This window comes from Streptomyces sp. NPDC102274 (assembly GCF_044766385.1).
Lineage (GTDB): Bacteria > Actinomycetota > Actinomycetes > Streptomycetales > Streptomycetaceae > Streptomyces.
Window position 1 is genome coordinate 59,731 of sequence record NZ_JBIWLW010000016.1, and the last position, 15,736, is coordinate 75,466.

12 protein-coding genes, 5 tRNA genes and 1 pseudogene are annotated in these 15,736 nt (G+C 69.8%); 15 read left to right on the forward strand and 3 right to left on the reverse strand.

The genetic code is table 11. The features are described 5' to 3' along the window. Complete coding sequence (locus ACIRQP_RS21960; RefSeq protein WP_403892636.1) at positions 1-3,840, reverse strand: nitrate- and nitrite sensing domain-containing protein; 3,840 nt, start codon at positions 3,838-3,840, stop codon at positions 1-3. A 575-nt stretch (positions 3,841-4,415) separates the two neighbouring features. Between ACIRQP_RS21960 and ACIRQP_RS21965 the strand changes: the two genes are divergently transcribed. The 9 genes from ACIRQP_RS21965 (at position 4,416) to ACIRQP_RS22005 (ending at position 8,380) form a co-directional block, all read left to right on the forward strand. Then, a complete protein-coding gene (locus tag ACIRQP_RS21965; RefSeq protein ID WP_403892638.1) occupies positions 4,416-4,592 on the forward strand; it encodes a hypothetical protein in 177 nt (58 codons plus the stop codon). Positions 4,593-4,759: 167 nt separating this feature from the next. Then, positions 4,760-5,545 (forward strand): fumarylacetoacetate hydrolase family protein, encoded by a 786-nt coding sequence (locus ACIRQP_RS21970; protein ID WP_403892640.1) that lies wholly within the window; start codon positions 4,760-4,762, stop codon positions 5,543-5,545. Next, positions 5,538-7,010, forward strand: coding sequence for a glutamate--tRNA ligase (gltX, locus tag ACIRQP_RS21975; protein WP_403892642.1), 1,473 nt, complete (start codon positions 5,538-5,540; stop codon positions 7,008-7,010). Before ACIRQP_RS21970 ends, gltX begins: the two co-directional genes overlap by 8 nt. Before the next feature lie 87 nt (positions 7,011-7,097). Beyond that, positions 7,098-7,817 (forward strand): HAD family hydrolase, encoded by a 720-nt coding sequence (locus tag ACIRQP_RS21980; RefSeq protein ID WP_403892644.1) that lies wholly within the window; start codon positions 7,098-7,100, stop codon positions 7,815-7,817. 88 nt (positions 7,818-7,905) lie between these two features. Continuing rightward, a tRNA-Gln gene (locus ACIRQP_RS21985) sits at positions 7,906-7,977 on the forward strand. 18 nt (positions 7,978-7,995) lie between these two features. Then, a tRNA-Glu gene (locus tag ACIRQP_RS21990) sits at positions 7,996-8,068 on the forward strand. Between the two features lie 61 nt (positions 8,069-8,129). Further along, positions 8,130-8,202: transfer RNA gene (locus ACIRQP_RS21995), tRNA-Glu, on the forward strand. 17 nt (positions 8,203-8,219) lie between these two features. Beyond that, positions 8,220-8,291, forward strand: a tRNA-Gln gene (locus tag ACIRQP_RS22000). 16 nt (positions 8,292-8,307) lie between these two features. After that, positions 8,308-8,380, forward strand: a tRNA-Glu gene (locus ACIRQP_RS22005). 304 nt (positions 8,381-8,684) lie between these two features. Here the strand turns inward: ACIRQP_RS22005 and ndgR are convergent. Next, positions 8,685-9,401 (reverse strand): IclR family transcriptional regulator NdgR, encoded by a 717-nt coding sequence (gene ndgR, locus ACIRQP_RS22010; RefSeq protein ID WP_030351789.1) that lies wholly within the window; start codon positions 9,399-9,401, stop codon positions 8,685-8,687. Between the two features lie 181 nt (positions 9,402-9,582). Here ndgR and leuC point away from each other — a divergent pair, with 181 nt between their 5' ends. From leuC to ACIRQP_RS22030, 4 genes are all read left to right on the forward strand, one after another. After that, positions 9,583-11,022, forward strand: a complete 1,440-nt coding sequence (leuC, locus tag ACIRQP_RS22015; RefSeq protein WP_403892646.1) for a 3-isopropylmalate dehydratase large subunit — start codon at positions 9,583-9,585, stop codon at positions 11,020-11,022. A 2-nt stretch (positions 11,023-11,024) separates the two neighbouring features. Next, positions 11,025-11,633, forward strand: a complete 609-nt coding sequence (gene leuD, locus ACIRQP_RS22020) for a 3-isopropylmalate dehydratase small subunit (protein WP_403892648.1) — start codon at positions 11,025-11,027, stop codon at positions 11,631-11,633. 104 nt (positions 11,634-11,737) lie between these two features. Further along, a complete protein-coding gene (locus ACIRQP_RS22025) occupies positions 11,738-11,965 on the forward strand; it encodes a hypothetical protein (protein WP_383108726.1) in 228 nt (75 codons plus the stop codon). 143 nt (positions 11,966-12,108) lie between these two features. Continuing rightward, positions 12,109-12,735: an HU family DNA-binding protein gene (locus ACIRQP_RS22030; RefSeq protein ID WP_403892650.1), complete on the forward strand. Its 627-nt coding sequence runs from the start codon at positions 12,109-12,111 to the stop codon at positions 12,733-12,735. A 408-nt stretch (positions 12,736-13,143) separates the two neighbouring features. On the opposite strand, the pseudogene cofC reads toward ACIRQP_RS22030, so the two are convergent. Continuing rightward, positions 13,144-13,794: pseudogene (gene cofC, locus ACIRQP_RS22035) on the reverse strand (2-phospho-L-lactate guanylyltransferase); the annotation flags it as partial. A gap of 170 nt (positions 13,795-13,964) precedes the next feature. On the opposite strand from cofC, the gene ACIRQP_RS22040 reads away from it, so the two are divergent. Together ACIRQP_RS22040 and ACIRQP_RS22045 are read left to right on the forward strand one after the other, a co-directional pair. Then, entirely contained in the window at positions 13,965-14,711 is a 747-nt protein-coding gene (locus tag ACIRQP_RS22040; RefSeq protein ID WP_403892652.1) for a lysophospholipid acyltransferase family protein, read from the forward strand. Beyond that, the gene (locus tag ACIRQP_RS22045; RefSeq protein ID WP_403892654.1) at positions 14,708-15,709 is read left to right on the forward strand and encodes an NAD(P)H-dependent glycerol-3-phosphate dehydrogenase; all 1,002 of its coding nucleotides are present in this window, start codon (positions 14,708-14,710) and stop codon (positions 15,707-15,709) included. The genes ACIRQP_RS22040 and ACIRQP_RS22045 overlap by 4 nt, the downstream gene beginning before the upstream one ends. The last annotated feature ends 27 nt before the right edge of the window (positions 15,710-15,736 follow it).

A 15,736-nucleotide genomic window follows, 5' to 3' on the forward strand; every position in this document is an offset into this window, starting at 1 on the left:
CTAACGCTCCTGCTGGTGAGAGGTGCCGAGGTTGAAGCCGCTGTTCGTCGGGCCGGTGTTGCCCGCCTGACGACCCTGCTGGATACCCCGACGGAGATTGGTCAGCCGACCGCGTACGTCGGCCGGCGCACGCGAGACCTGCGGACCGGCCTGGTTGTTCTGTTCCTGCGCGGTCCCCGGCACCAGATTGGCGCGCGGGACCCGGCGGGGCAGACCGGAGGTGGTGATGCCGCCGGCCTGGGGCTTTTTGACCCGCTCGGCCTGGCGCACCAGCTCGTCGTTGGGCGATGTACGCCAGGAGGAGGTGATGCCGGCGCCGTTGGTGCCGGAGCCGTTCGTCCCCGAGGTGCCGAATCCGGAACCGTTCGTACCGGATGTCTGGAAACCGGAGCCGTTGGTGCCCTGACCGCCCGGCCCCGAACCGTTTTCGGGCTCGCGCCGCGGCATCGGTTCGCGCTGCTGCGCGGGCGGTACGGGAGACTGCGCGGCCGGACCGCGGTCCTGCGGCTGCTGGCCGCCGCCCTGCTGCGAGCCGTGGAACCAGTTGGTCTCCAGGGTGTCGTACAGCGGGGTACGGCCGTCACCGGGACCGGCCGGGGGCAGCGCCTCCGGCTGCGGCTGCGACGGCAGGCTCGGGCGGTAGCCGCCCTCGGAACCGGGCGCCGGGGCCGGGGCCGGGGGCCGCGGGGCGTTGAAGCCCTGCTGCGGAGCGCTGTACTCGGCGGGCGGGTACTCGGAGGACGGGTACTCCGCCGGTGGACGGAAGCCGGACTGCGCGTTCTGGCCCTGCGGGACGCCGTACTCCCCGGAGCCGTAGCCCGCGGGGGCCGGCGCGTTGAAGTCCGGACGGGAGAACGGGGCGGTGGACGCCACATCCTGCGGGCCACCGCGCTGCGCCGGATTCTGGTCGGGCCTGGGCCCGTTGAAGTCCGGGCGCTGGAACTCCGCCGTGGAACCCGGGCCCTGCTGCTCGGCCGTGGGCCGGGCGAACTGGCCCGTGGACTCGTGCTCCTCGTGACCGCGCGGGGCGTCCAGCGAGGGACGCATCGGGACGGCCTGCTGCTCGCTGCCCCAACTCGTCGCCTGCGGCCGCTGGGGCCGCGGGTTGCCGCCGGGCAGTTCGGCGCGCGGTCCGCCGGGCGGCGGGAGCTGCCGGCCACGGTCGGGGGCGCCGCCCTGCTGGCCCGGCTGGCCCTGCTGGAAAGCGTTCTGGGCGTGGCCGCTGAAGCCGTTCTGACCGCCCTGGCCGGCCCGGACACCCTGGTCCTGCCCGCTGTTCGGTCCGCCCCGCGCGCCGGGACGGTCCGTACGGCCCTGGCCCTGACCGTTCTGGCCGGGACCGTTCTGGGGCGGCGCGCCGAAGGCGTTCTGGCTGAAGACACTGGGCTGGCCGGAACCCTGACGCTGCGGGTCCCGCGACCCACCGCCCTGGGAGCCGCCCTGCGCGCCGTCGCGGGACGGCAGCGCGGCGCGCGGACCCGTACCGGCGCCCACCTGGCCGCGCGGCGCACCCGCGCCGAGCAGACCGCCGCCGGTTCCGGCACCGAGGCCGGGGCGGCCGCCACCGGCCGTGCCAGGAGCACCGGTCAACTGGCCGCCCGCACCGGCGGGAGCCTGGACCGCGCCGTTCTGGCCACCGGGACCGACGCTCGCGCCCGGCCGGCCCACCGGGCCCTTCTTGCCGCCCTGGGCGACATCGACCGGCAGCATGACCAGCGCGGTCGTACCGCCCGAGTCGGAGGGGCGCAGCTGGATCCGGATGCCGTGACGCAGCGAGAGCCGGCCGACCACGAACAGACCCATGCGGCGCGAGACCGAGACATCCACGGTGGGCGGCGAGGCGAGCCGCTCGTTGATCGCCGCGAGGTCCTCGGGCGAGAGACCGATACCGGTGTCGTGGATCTCGACGAGCACCCGCCCGTCGGGCAGCGCGTGACCGGTGACCCGGACCTTCGTCTGCGGCGAGGAGAACGACGTGGCGTTCTCCAGCAGCTCGGCGAGGAGGTGTACGAGGTCGTTGACGACCCGGCCCGCGACCTCGGTCGTGGGAACCGAGGACAGTTCGATGCGCTCGTACTGCTCCACCTCGGAGGCGGCGGCACGGAGCACGTCGACCAGCGGGACGGGGCGCGTCCAGCGGCGGCCCGGCTCCTCGCCCGCGAGGACGAGGAGGTTCTCGCCGTTACGGCGCATACGGGTCGCGAGGTGGTCGAGCTTGAAGAGCGAGGAGAGCTGGTCCGGGTCGGCCTCGCGGGACTCCAGCTCGGAGATGAGGGAGAGCTGGCGCTGGATGAGGCCCTGGCTGCGGCGCGAGAGGTTGGTGAACATCGCGTTGACGTTGCCTCGCAGGAGGGCCTGCTCGGCGGCGAGCCTGACCGCCTCGCGGTGCACGTCGTCGAAGGCCGCGGCGACCTTTCCGATCTCGTCCTTGGAGTGCACGCCGACCGACTCGACCGAGGTGTCGACATCCTGCGGGTCCGAGTCGGAGAGCTGCTTGACCAGCTCGGGCAGCCGGTCCTGGGCGACCCGCGTCGCGGTGTCCTGGAGCCGGCGCAGCGAGCGGATCATGGAGCGGGCCACCACGAAGGCGCCGACCAGCGAGACCCCGAGCACGAGCAGGATCACGGCGGCGTTGATGATCGCGTCCTGCTGCGAACTGGTGCGCAGCTCGCGGGCCTTGCCTTCCATCTCGCCCAGCAGCGTGGCCTCGATGGTCTTCATCGCGTCGATGCGCGTGGAGGCCTGGTCCGTCCAGTCCAGATACGAGCGGTTGGCCTGCGTCTGGAGCCCGTCGGTGGTGCCGAGGACGCGGTCCGCGTACTTCTCGGACGCCTGGATCTCCGGGTTGCCCTGGCCGTTGAGCGGAGCCATCAGCTCTTCGGCGTCGCCGCCCATCGACTCGTAGAGCCGGCTGAAGGAGGTGAGGGCGTTCTTCTCCTTCGTCGCCGCGGCCAGACCGTAGAGGCGGTCGTTCTCGGTGAGCTTGCCCTTGGTCTTCGGGTCGGCCGGCAGCGCGGCGGCGATGATCGCCCGCTGGATCGACGCGTACTCCTTGGCGGACGAGAACGCGGCCAGCGCGCGGGTCCGCTTGATCATGTCCGGGTTGCTGGTCGCCTGCGCCATGTCCTGCGAGAGGCTCAGCAGCGAGTCGATCAGTCCGCTGTAGGCGTCGACCGTCAGCGACTGCGCGTCCGACGTGTAGGCGTCCTTGCGGATCTCGTTGATCTTGTTGACCTGGGTGGCGATCTGGTTGACGTTGGAGCGGATGCTCTCCAGCGCCTGGTCGCCGTCGGTGTTGCCGATGTCGACCGTGGCGTCGAGGAACGCCCTCTTCGCGCGGTCGGTCGACGTACGGCGGTCCTGGACCTTGAAGTCCTTGGGGTTGACGCCGTTGTTGAGCGGACCTGCCGACTCGTCACGCTCCAGCTGGAGCGCGGCGGCCAGGCTGGTCGCCTCCTTGGTCATCTTGGTGAGCAGCTGCATGTGGTCCAGCTGCTGCATGTCGCTCAACGACTCGTTGATCCGGAGTCCACCCAGGGTGGTGGCCGCGACCACGGGGAGGGTGAGCAGCGCCACCAGGCGCGTACTGATGCGCCAGTTGCGCAGCGCTATTCGCGACCCCGCCTCGGTTGGCGCCGCTGCCTTGGGCGCTGACTGCGGCGTGGCCGGTGACCCGGCGCCGCCCGGAGCCGCTCCGGGGCGTCCGGCACGGCCGCCGGTCTCGCCCGACGATGCCGGACCCGGGGTCTGGGTGTGCTGGGGCGAGGAGCCGCGGTCGGTTCCGCCACGGGACTCCTGCTCCGCCGCAGCGCTGCTATCCCTCTTGAAACGTCCCTGCACTAGCGTCGCAACCTCTGGACCAGGCGTCCCCCCGCGAACGGCGGGACGGTGTCGGCGTCTTGGGGCGCTGAGCGCTCCCCATGGTGGTCGTGAGTGACCGGCGCTTGCTCCCCTTCCCCACCGCCACTCGGCGCTGCGTTGCGCCCTTGCGCGCCGGTGCTTGAAACCCGCGGCGGTGGGGGGAATTCCAGCACAGTGCGGGATCTCCAACAAGGGCAGACGGCAGCCCTGTGACCTGAATGACACGGTGTGAGCGGCACATCACAAGCCGTAGAAAGGGTTCGCGGAGGAATGGGACTTTTATTGACGAGCCGCGTACGGGTAGGGGGTGTCCCAGTCTTCATGATCGGGAGCGGAATGTAACGTTCAGTAACGCATTGTCCGTTTCCTTGATCCATGAACCCTGTCCGTAATGCGGGATATGCTCGGCGAGTCGTGAGCAAACTCACATGATGATCGCCGGTGGATGCCCGCTCCGGCGGGGAATTCGGTGTTTAGCCTGACGCTTTACAGGGATGGCACATCCGACAAGCGGCGCCCCGGCGCCCGTACACCGACAGGGTCTGACAGCAGAGATGAAGACGACGATGATCTTCCGCACCACCGCCAACCCCCGGCGCACCACGCTGGCGCATCTGAAGGACGCCGAGGAACTGGTCCCCGTGGAGCACCCGGAGCACGTTGTCGAGCTGCCGAACCGGACCGCCAACCCTCGCCGTACGACCCTCATGGACGCGCCCGTCGCCCAGTAGGTTCCCGCCGGGCCCGAATCCGGGTGATCCATTTCCGGCCCTCCCTCTCCGTCCCCCGCCGAGACGGCCGACCCGTCGGTACGCGAGGGCGGCACCGCGTGCCGCCGCGCTAGCCTGGAGCGTCAGTCTCCAGACCAGCCAGCAAGAGTGAGGGGCGACAGCATCCCGTGCGCATCGCCAGATTCTCCATCGACGGCAATGTCGCCTTCGGCGCGGTCGAGGGCGACGGCAGCGGTGACCCCGCCGGCCTCGTCCTCGACATCATCAAGGGCATTCCGTACGCCGACTTCGAGCTCTCCGGCACCAAGGTCCCGCTGAGCAAGGTCCGGCTCCTGCCGCCCGTGATCGGTAACAAGATCCTGGGCATCGGCCGCAACTACGCCGATCACGCGGCCGAACTGGGCAACGCCGTACCGGAAGTCCCCGTCGTCTTCCTCAAGCCGACCACCGCGCTGATCGGTACCGGCGACGCCATCGAGTACCCCTCCTTCTCCACCGAGGTGCACTACGAGGCCGAACTCGCCGTCGTCATCGGCCGGATGTGCCGCGAGGTCCCGCGCGAGCGCGTGAAGGACGTCATCTTCGGCTACACCTGCGCCAACGACGTCACGGCCCGCGACGCCCAGCGGAGCGAGAACCAGTGGTCCCGCGCCAAGGGATTCGACACCTCGTGCCCGCTCGGCCCCTGGGTGGAGACCGACCTCGACCCCTCCGACCTCACCCTCCAGTGCACGGTCAACGGCGAGCAGCGCCAACTGGGCCGGACGAGCGACATGATCCGCTCCATCGAGGACGTGATCGTCCACATCACCGAGGCCATGACACTGCTCCCGGGCGATGTCATCCTCACGGGCACCCCCGCCGGGGTCGGCCCGCTCAGCGTCGGCGACGAGGTCGCCGTCACCATCGAAGGCATCGGCACTCTCACCAACAAGGTGATCAAGCGTGGCTAACGGACCCGTCCGTGTACGTTTCTGTCCCTCGCCGACCGGTAACCCCCATGTGGGACTGGTCCGCACCGCCCTGTTCAACTGGGCGTTCGCCCGCCACAGCGGCGGCACCATGGTCTTCCGCATCGAGGACACCGACGCGGCGCGCGACTCCGAGGAGTCGTACGAGCAGCTGCTCGACTCGATGCGCTGGCTGGGGCTCGACTGGGACGAGGGCCCCGAGATCGGCGGTCCGCACGCGCCGTACCGCCAGTCGCAGCGGATGGACCTCTACCGCGACGCCGCCGAGAAGCTGCTCGCCGCGGGCCACGCGTACCACTGCTACTGCACCACCGAAGAACTGGACGCGCGCCGCGAGGCGGCCCGCGCGGCCGGCCGGCCCTCGGGGTACGACGGCCAGTGCCGCGATCTGACCGCGGAGCGGAAGGCGGCGTACGAGGCCGAGGGCCGGACCTCCATCGTCCGCTTCCGGATGCCCGACGAGCCGATCACCTTCACGGACCTGGTCCGCGGTGAGCTGACCTTCACCCCGGAGAATGTCCCGGACTACGGGATCGTGCGCGCCAACGGCGCCCCGCTCTACACGCTCGTCAACCCGGTCGACGACGCGCTGATGGAGATCACCCACGTCCTGCGCGGTGAGGACCTGCTCTCCTCCACCCCGCGCCAGATCGCGCTCTACAAGGCGCTGATCGAGCTGGGCATCGCGAAGGAGATCCCGGCGTTCGGACACCTCCCGTACGTCATGGGCGAGGGCAACAAGAAGCTCTCCAAGCGCGACCCGCAGGCGTCCCTCAACCTCTACCGCGAGCGCGGCTTCCTGCCCGAGGGACTGCTCAACTACCTCTCGCTGCTCGGCTGGTCGCTCGCCGCGGACCGCGACATCTTCTCGATGGAGGAGATGGTCGCCGCGTTCGACATCGCGGACGTCAACGCCAACCCGGCCCGCTTCGACCTGAAGAAGGCCGAGGCGATCAACGCCGACCACATCCGGCAGCTGGATATCAAGACATTCATCGAGGCGTGCGGCCCCTGGCTGAAGGCCCCGCACGCTCCGTGGGCCCCGGAGTCCTTCGACGCCACGGCCTTCGAGGCGATGGCCCCGCTGGCCCAGACCCGGGTCACGGTGCTCTCGGACATCACCGCCAATGTCGACTTCCTCTTCCTCGACGCGCCGGTGGAGGACGAGGCGTCCTGGACGAAGGCGATGAAGCCGGGCGCGGACGCGCTGCTGGCCACGGCCCGTACGAAGATCGCCGAGGCGGAGTGGAACGCCGAAGCGCTCAAGAACGCGGTGCTCGCGGCGGGCGAGGAGCACGGCCTCAAGCTGGGCAAGGCGCAGGCCCCGGTCCGCGTCGCGGTCACGGGTCGCACGGTGGGTCTGCCGCTCTTCGAGTCCCTGGACATCCTGGGCCGCGAGCGCACGCTGTCCCGGATCGACGCGGCACTGACGAAGCTGACGTCCTGACGTCCTGAGGGCGAGGCAAGGGCGAGGGCGGCGGGACCGCCCCCGATTCCCGGCCGGGGGGAGCCGTCGCGAGGTACCGTCGGCGTTATGCCGATTCGTGCCGTCCTCTGGGACATCGACGACACCCTCTTCGACTACACCAGCGCGGACCGCGCCGGCATGCGGGATCATCTCGCCGCCGAGGGCCTGGCCGACCGATTTCCCACGGTCGACCGGGCCCTCGGGCGTTGGCGGGAGATCACCGACCTGAACTGGGACCGGTTCGCCGCGGGGAAGACGGACTTCCTGGGGCAGCGGCGCGACCGCGTACGGATGTTCCTCGGGACCGAGCTGAACGACGCGGAGGCGGACGCCTGGTTCGAGCGGTACATCGTTCACTTCGAGTCCGCCTGGTCGCTGTTTCCCGACAGCCTCGCCGTGCTGGACGTGCTGGCCGCCGACTACCGGCAGGCCGTCCTGTCGAACTCCAGCATCCACAACCAGGACCGCAAGCTGCGCGTCCTGGGGGTGCGTGACCACTTCGAGGCCGTGGTGTGCGCGGTCGAGCTGGGGGTTTCCAAGCCCGCCGCCGCCGCTTTCCACGCCGCCTGCGACGTGCTGGCACTGGACCCGGGTGAGGTGGCGTACGTGGGCAACGAGCCGGACATAGACGCAGGCGGGGCGGTGGCCGCGGGGCTCGCCGGCGTCTGGCTGGACCGGGGCGGGATCGGCGGGCGCCCCCACCTGGTACGGATCACCGATCTCGGCCAGCTTCCGGGCCTGCTGCGCGGGGATACTCGTTTTGGAGCGCTGTCCGCGATCGGGTAATGTTCTTCCTGCGCCGCCCAAGAAGACCGAAAGGTCCGACCGGGAGACGCAAGACCAGACAAACCCCCGCACGGGGGTTCAGTTTTGGTGGGCTATGGTGTAATTGGCAGCACGACGGTTTCTGGTTCCGTTAGTCTAGGTTCGAGTCCTGGTAGCCCAGCGCAGATGTTTCTGCAACGCCCCCGTTGTGTAGCGGCCTAGCACGCTGCCCTCTCACGGCAGTAGCGCCGGTTCGAATCCGGTCGGGGGTACAGATCCTTCTCTCCGACGCCTTCGGGTCGCACCCGGACGCGTCGATGCGGGATCGCTAGGGCCCCCGTTGTGTAGCGGCCTAGCACGCTGCCCTCTCACGGCAGTAGCGCCGGTTCGAATCCGGTCGGGGGTACTGGTCTAAACCACCTATGGGCTATGGTGTAATTGGCAACACGACGGTTTCTGGTTCCGTTGTTCTAGGTTCGAGTCCTGGTAGCCCAGCTGGACTTCGGTCCATGCCCCCGTTGTGTAGCGGCCTAGCACGCTGCCCTCTCACGGCAGTAGCGCCGGTTCGAATCCGGTCGGGGGTACATCGCGTAATACGCAGTGAGAAAAGGCCCTACCGTTCGCGGGAGGGCCTTCTCGCTGTCCACGGCTACGGCTACGGCTACGGCACGGCGCCAACCGCCGCTGTCGAAGCGCCTGTTGGGCGCGTCCGCCGGACGGCTTCGCCGTCGCCGGCCCGCGCGGTCCGGCGATACCGGCCCGGCCGCTGCGGCGCTGGAGCGGCCTGCCGGTGGAAGCGTGCGGTGGAACGTTACGTAGCCGGAAGTGCGGCGTGAGTGCCACGGGGGAGTCCGGAAAGGACAGGCCCTGGGGCGTCGGGGAGTCCGTTCAGCCGCTGCGGCGCAGGGCCTCGCTCAGCCGGCCCGCCGCGTCTATCACGGCCTGGGCGTGCATCCGGCCCGGGTGCCGGGTGAGCCGCTCGATCGGTCCGGATACCGAGACCGCCGCGACCACGCGGTTGGAGGGCCCCCGTACCGGTGCGGAGACCGAGGCCACGCCCGGCTCGCGCTCGCCGATCGACTGGGCCCAGCCCCTGCGCCGTACGCCCGAGAGCGCCGTCGCCGTGAATCTGGCTCCCTGGAGACCGCGGTGCAGCCGCTCGGGCTCCTCCCAGGCCATCAGGATCTGGGCCGAGGAGCCCGCCTTCATCGTGAGCGTGGAGCCGACCGGGACCGTGTCCCGCAGTCCGGAGAGCCGCTCCGCCGCCGCCACGCATATCCGCATGTCACCCTGGCGTCGGTAGAGCTGCGCGCTCTCGCCCGTCATGTCCCGCAGATGTGTGAGTACGGGGCCGGCCGTGGCCAGCAGGCGGTCCTCGCCGGCCGCGGCGGCCAGCTCGGCCAGCCGCGGGCCGAGAATGAACCGGCCCTGCATGTCCCTCGCCACCAGCCGGTGATGTTCCAGTGCCACGGCCAGTCTGTGTGCCGTGGGCCGTGCGAGCCCGGTCGCCGCGACCAGTCCGGCGAGGGTGGCCGGACCGGACTCCAGGGCGCTCAATACCAGAGCAGCCTTGTCGAGAACGCCGACGCCGCTAGAGTTGTCCATGAAACGATACTCGCGTCTCACTCTGTGAAACGCAAGTTCAATTTCCCAGGGAACTTGCGAACCTGTATGTACGGGCCCGCGGACCGACGGGTCTCCAGGCGACGTCCGGTACGTGGGGAGCGGGCGTGGGCCCACATGTCTCTAGGAGCGCCGGCTGTGAGAGCCGGTCGGAGGGAAAGCGATGGGTAGGACACTCGCGGAGAAGGTCTGGGACGATCATGTCGTCCGGCGCGCAGAGGGCGAGCCCGACCTCCTCTTCATCGATCTGCACCTGCTGCACGAGGTGACCAGCCCCCAGGCCTTCGACGGCCTCCGTATGAGCGAGCGCAAGGTCCGGCGGCTCGACCTCACCATCGCGACCGAGGACCACAACACCCCCACCCTCGACATCGACAAGCCCATCGCGGACCCCGTCTCCCGTATCCAGTTGGAGACGCTGCGCAAGAACTGCGCCGACTTCGGTGTACGGCTGCACCCGCTGGGCGATGTCGAGCAGGGCGTGGTCCATGTCGTGGGCCCGCAGCTGGGACTGACCCAGCCCGGTACCACCGTGGTCTGCGGCGACAGCCACACCTCCACCCACGGCGCGTTCGGCGCGCTGGCGTTCGGCATCGGCACCAGCCAGGTCGAGCATGTCCTGGCCACCCAGACGCTGCCGCTGGCCCGCCCCAAGACCATGGCGATCACGGTCGGGGGCGAACTCCCCGCCGAGGTCACCGCCAAGGACCTGATCCTCGCGATCATCGCCAGGATCGGCACCGGCGGCGGTCAGGGCTACATCCTCGAATACCGGGGCTCCGCCATCGAGAAGCTCTCGATGGAAGCGCGGATGACCATCTGCAACATGTCCATCGAAGCCGGGGCCAGGGCGGGCATGATCGCCCCCGACGAGACCACCTTCGCCTATCTCAGGGGCCGCGACCACGCCCCCGAGGGCGCGGACTGGGACGCGGCGGTCGCCTACTGGCGGACTCTGCGCACCGACGACGACGCGGTGTTCGACGCCGAGGTCTTCATCGACGCCACGGAACTGGCCCCGTTCGTCACCTGGGGCACCAACCCCGGCCAGGGAGCGCCGCTCTCCGCGAACGTCCCCGACCCGGCTTCGTACGAGGACGCCTCGGAGCGCCACGCCGCCGAAAAGGCCCTGGAATACATGGGGTTGACCGCCGGGCAGGCGCTGCGCGACATCCGGGTCGACACCGTCTTCGTGGGCTCCTGCACCAACGGCCGTATCGAGGACCTGCGCTCGGCGGCCACGCTGCTCGAAGGCCGCAAAGTCGCCGACGGCGTACGGATGCTGGTGGTCCCCGGTTCGGTACGGGTCGCGCTCCAGGCCGTCGAAGAGGGACTGGACAAGGTCTTCACCGCCGCGGGAGCGGAGTGGCGGCACGCGGGCTGCTCGATGTGTCTGGGCATGAACCCCGACCAACTCGCCCCCGGCGAGCGCTCCGCGTCCACCTCCAACCGCAACTTCGAGGGCCGGCAGGGCAAGGGCGGCCGTACCCACCTGGTCTCTCCCCAGGTCGCCGCCGCCACCGCCGTGCTGGGCCACCTGGCCTCGCCCGCCGATCTGTCCGACGCCGATGCCGGCGCCCGTACGCCCGCTGGAGCGCGATAACCATGGAAGCCTTCACCACCCACACCGGCCGGGCCGTACCGCTGCGCCGCAGCAACGTGGACACCGACCAGATCATCCCGGCGCACTGGCTCAAGAAGGTCACCCGCGACGGCTTCGAGGACGGGCTCTTCGAGGCCTGGCGCAAGGACCCCGAGTTCGTCCTCAACCGCCCCGAGTACGCGGGGGCCTCGGTGCTGGTCGCGGGACCGGACTTCGGCACGGGTTCCTCCCGTGAACACGCCGTCTGGGCCCTGCAGAACTTCGGTTTCAAGGCCGTCATCTCCTCCCGGTTCGCCGACATCTTCCGCGGCAACTCGCTCAAGAACGGTCTGCTGACCGTGGTTCTGGAGCAGCCGGTCGTGGACGCCCTCTGGGCGATCGCGGAGAGCGACCCCACGGCGGAGATCGCCGTGGACCTGGAGCAGCGCCATGTGCGGGCGACGTCCCCCGACGGAGCAACGCTGACGGCCGATTTCGAGCTTGACGAGAACGCCCGCTGGAGGTTGCTGAACGGGCTCGACGACATCAGTCTCACCCTTCAGAACGAAGCGGAGATCGCCGCGTACGAGGCCGCCAGGCCGTCCTTCAAACCGCGCACAATTACCGCCTGAGCAGCGCTTTTCCCCTACTGCACCCCCTGCCTCCCGGCAGGGGGTGCAGTTGCTTGTTGAGCCCCCGTCGGGCGACAACTCGCCCCAGATGGCACAATCGGTGCATGGAACGCGACAACCAACTCAAGCTCTACGGGTTAGTCGCCGAACAACTCAAAGAAGCGCACGCGAAGGTGCGTGCGCTGCAAGTCCCGGATGGCGTACGGATGGCGCTGTCCCGGAAGCTGCTGGTCATCACGGCCGCGGCGAAACATGATCTCCCGGATGCGGCACGACGTCTGGACCGCTTGATGAAGGACCTGGACGAGGGTCGATTTCCGGAAGGCGACTGACCTCCGCGGATCTCCGCCAGGTCGACTTCGTTGCGGCACTAGGGTGATTAGCCCGTTTCGTGTTTGATTTGCGGTATATATCTGCCTAACGTGCGAAAAAGCTTGAACACTTTCGTTCTGGCAATGTCTCCGAAGGGGAAGACGTGAACAAGGCGCAGCTCGTAGAAGCCATTGCGGACAAGGTCGGCGGCCGTCAGCAGGCCGCGGACGCGGTCGACGCGGTACTCGACGCGATCGTCCGCGCGGTGGTCGCCGGCGACCGGGTCTCGGTCACCGGATTCGGTTCGTTCGAGAAGGTCGACCGCCCGGCCCGTTACGCCCGTAACCCGCAGACCGGGGAGCGCGTCCGGGTCAAGAAGACCTCGGTGCCGCGTTTCCGCGCGGGACAGGGCTTCAAGGACCTGGTCAGCGGCTCGAAGAAGCTTCCCAAGAACGATGTGGCGGTCAAGAAGGCCCCCAAGGGCAGCCTCTCGGGCGGCGTTTCCGCTCGTACGACCGTGAAGGCCGCGGCCAAGAAGGCCACCGCCAAGACCGCGGCGGCGCGCAAGACCGCAGCGAAGAAGGTCACCGCCGCCAAGAAGACCGCGGCGAAGAAGGCCACCGCGAAGAAGGCCGCGCCGGCCAAGAAGACCGCCAAGACGGCCGCGGCGAAGAAGGCCACCGCCAAGAAGACCGCGCCGGCCAAGAAGGCGACGGCCAAGAAGGCCCCCGCGAGAAAGGTCGCCGCGCGCACCACCACCGCGAAGAAGACCGCCGCCAGGAAGAAGTAGACAGAAGCGGCACAGGGCCACACGCGCCGGGCCGGGCTCCCCTCGGGGAGCCCGGCCCGCGGCGTTGTAACGGCGTTGTACCGGGAACGGGAAGGCCCTGGACCGGAGGCGTCAGAGCGTCTGGAGCGTCACCAGCGTGATCCGGAGGGACGCGCCCTCGCCCTCGGTCTCGATCCGAACGCGCTGTCCCGGCCGGAGCAGCCGCAGCCCCCCGGCGTCGAAGGCGGCCGCGTCGAACTCCACCGGGGTGCCGTCGTCCAGCAGCACACTCCCGGCGCGGGTCTCGGAATCGTATGTGTACGAGGTCGCCTGCATAACCGCAGCGTAGCGGTCCTCCACCAGCCCGCGGAGGCCGCCGGTACCCGCTCCACGGCCCGCTGCCGACGCCGCGGGCAGCGGACCGCGCGGCGCGTACCGGCGGGCCGTGTACGGGCCCAGGCCCAGCGCCGCCGCCGCCCGCAGATCATCGCCCGTGTCCACGTCCCGCCGTACGGAATCGACCCCGGTCAGAAGTATTTCCACCGCGCCCGAGGACAAATGCCGATGCCGGGAGGGACCGCCGAAAGCCGGATTCAATTCGGCACCGGGCGCGGCGGTCAGCAATGTCGTGCCGATTTCGGCGGCATCCGCGAGAAAGGCGCGCGGAAATGCGTCCGCGGCGGAGAGCACCCGGGCCAGTTCGGCGGGCCGCAGCGCTGGCAGATCCGCGTTGAGCGCGGCCACGGCCGCCCGCGGCCTCACCGCCCTGACGGCCCGCGCGCCGTGCGCCAGCGCCGCGTTGAGACCGCTCGCCGGGGAGTCGGGCACGACACGCGCCCCCAGCCCGGCCAGTTCCGCGCTCGCCGTCGGGTCGTCCGTGACAACCACCACATCCCGGACCACCGGGCTGGCCAGCGCGGCTGCCACGGTGTCCTGCGCGAACGCGAGGGCGAGCCGCGGGCGCAGGGCGTCGCCCGCCGCTCCGGCGAGCCTGCTCTTGGCCAGCCGGAGCGGTTTGAGGGGGACGACCAGAGACCAGCGGGCGGTCGGGTCGGTGTTCGTGGCGGACTCTCCGTCCATGCTGTGGCGGCCCAGGTATATCCGCCCTCTATTGTGGCCCGGCACCGTCCCGGCCCGCAGAGGTGGTCCCGGAGGCGAGGCGTACGGTGTTCTCGACAGAGCAGGGGCCCGGGGCCACACTTGACCCCCGGCAGCCGGACAGTGAGCCGGCGAAAGAGGAAGGTGTCCGAGTGTCCCGCCGCAGAATCGGCTTCTGGTACCGCCTTGCGGCGGCCATCGCGAAACCGCCGCTGATCGTGCTGCTCAAGCGGGACTGGAAGGGTGCGGAGCACATTCCGGCGGACGGCGGATTCATCACCGCCGTGAACCACAATTCGCATCTCGACCCGTTCGCGTACGCGCACTTCCAGTACAACACAGGCCGCGTTCCGCGCTTCCTCGCGAAGCACGGCCTATTCACCGAGGGATTCATCGGGGCCATCATGCGCGGCACCGGCCAGATTCCCGTCTACCGCGAGACCAGCGACGCGCTGAGCGCCTTCCGCGCCGCCATCGACGCCGTGGAGCGCGGCGAGTGCGTGGCCTTCTACCCCGAGGGCACCCTCACCCGCGACCCCGGCCTGTGGCCCATGACCGCCAAGACCGGGGTCGCCAGGGTCGCCCTCCAGACCAAGTGCCCGGTCATCCCCGTCGCGCAGTGGGGCGCCAACCTGCTGCTGCCGCCGTACGCGAAGAAGCCGAACCTCTTCCCGCGCAAGACGCACCATGTGCTCGTCGGACCGCCCGTGGACCTGGCGCGCTACTACGGCCGGGACATCACCCCCGAATTGCTGCGCGAGGTCACCGAGGTCATCATGGCCGCGATCACGGAACTGCTCTCCGAACTGCGCGGGGAGCCGGTGCCCACGGCCGCGTACGACCATCGCAAGGCCAGGTCGGAACAGCGGCGCAAAGCCGCGGAAGAGGGGTCGAAGTGACGCGGGTCGCCGTCTTCGGAGCGGGTTCGTGGGGTACGGCGTTCGCCATGGTCCTCGCCGACGCGGGGTGCGACGTGACGGTCTGGGGCCGCCGCGAGGAGGTCGTCGAGGCGATCAACACCTCGCGCACCAACCCGGACTATCTGCCCGGCTTCGAACTGCCCACCGGCGTACGGGCCACCACCGACCCCGTGGAGGCCGCCCGGGACGCCGAGTTCACGGTACTCACCGTGCCCTCGCAGACACTGCGCGGCAATCTCGCCGAGTGGGCGCCCGTACTGCCCGCCGACACCGTGCTCGTCTCGCTGATGAAAGGCGTCGAACTCGGCACGGCCAAGCGGATGAGCGAGGTGATCGAGGAGGTCGCCAAGGCACCGGCCGAGCGGGTCGCCGTCATCACCGGCCCCAACCTCGCCAAGGAGATCGCCGGACGGATGCCGGCCGCCGCGGTCGTCGCGTGCCGGGACGAGGCCGTCGCGCGCCGCCTCCAGTCCGCCTGCCACACCCCGTACTTCCGCCCGTACACCAACACCGACGTCGTCGGCTGCGAACTCGGTGGCGCGGTCAAGAACGTCATCGGTCTCGCCGTCGGTATCGCCGACGGCATGGGCCTCGGCGACAACACCAAGGCATCCCTGATGACCCGCGGCCTCGCGGAGACCACTCGGCTCGGCCTCGCCATGGGCGCCGACCCGCACACCTTCTCCGGTCTCGCCGGCATGGGTGATCTGATCGCCACCTGCTCCTCGCCGCTCTCCCGCAACCACACCTTCGGCACCAACCTCGGCCGAGGGATGACCCTCCAGGAGACCATCGCGGTCACCAAGCAGACCGCGGAAGGCGTCAAATCGTGTGAGTCCGTGCTGGATCTCGCCCGCCGCCACGGCGTCGACATGCCGCTCACGGAGACGGTCGTGGACATCGTGCACAACGGAAAGCCGCCGCTCGTCGCGCTCAAGGAACTGATGTCGCGCAGCGCCAAGTCCGAGCGAAGCTGACTCAGCGCGACCGGTGCCGACCCGGCC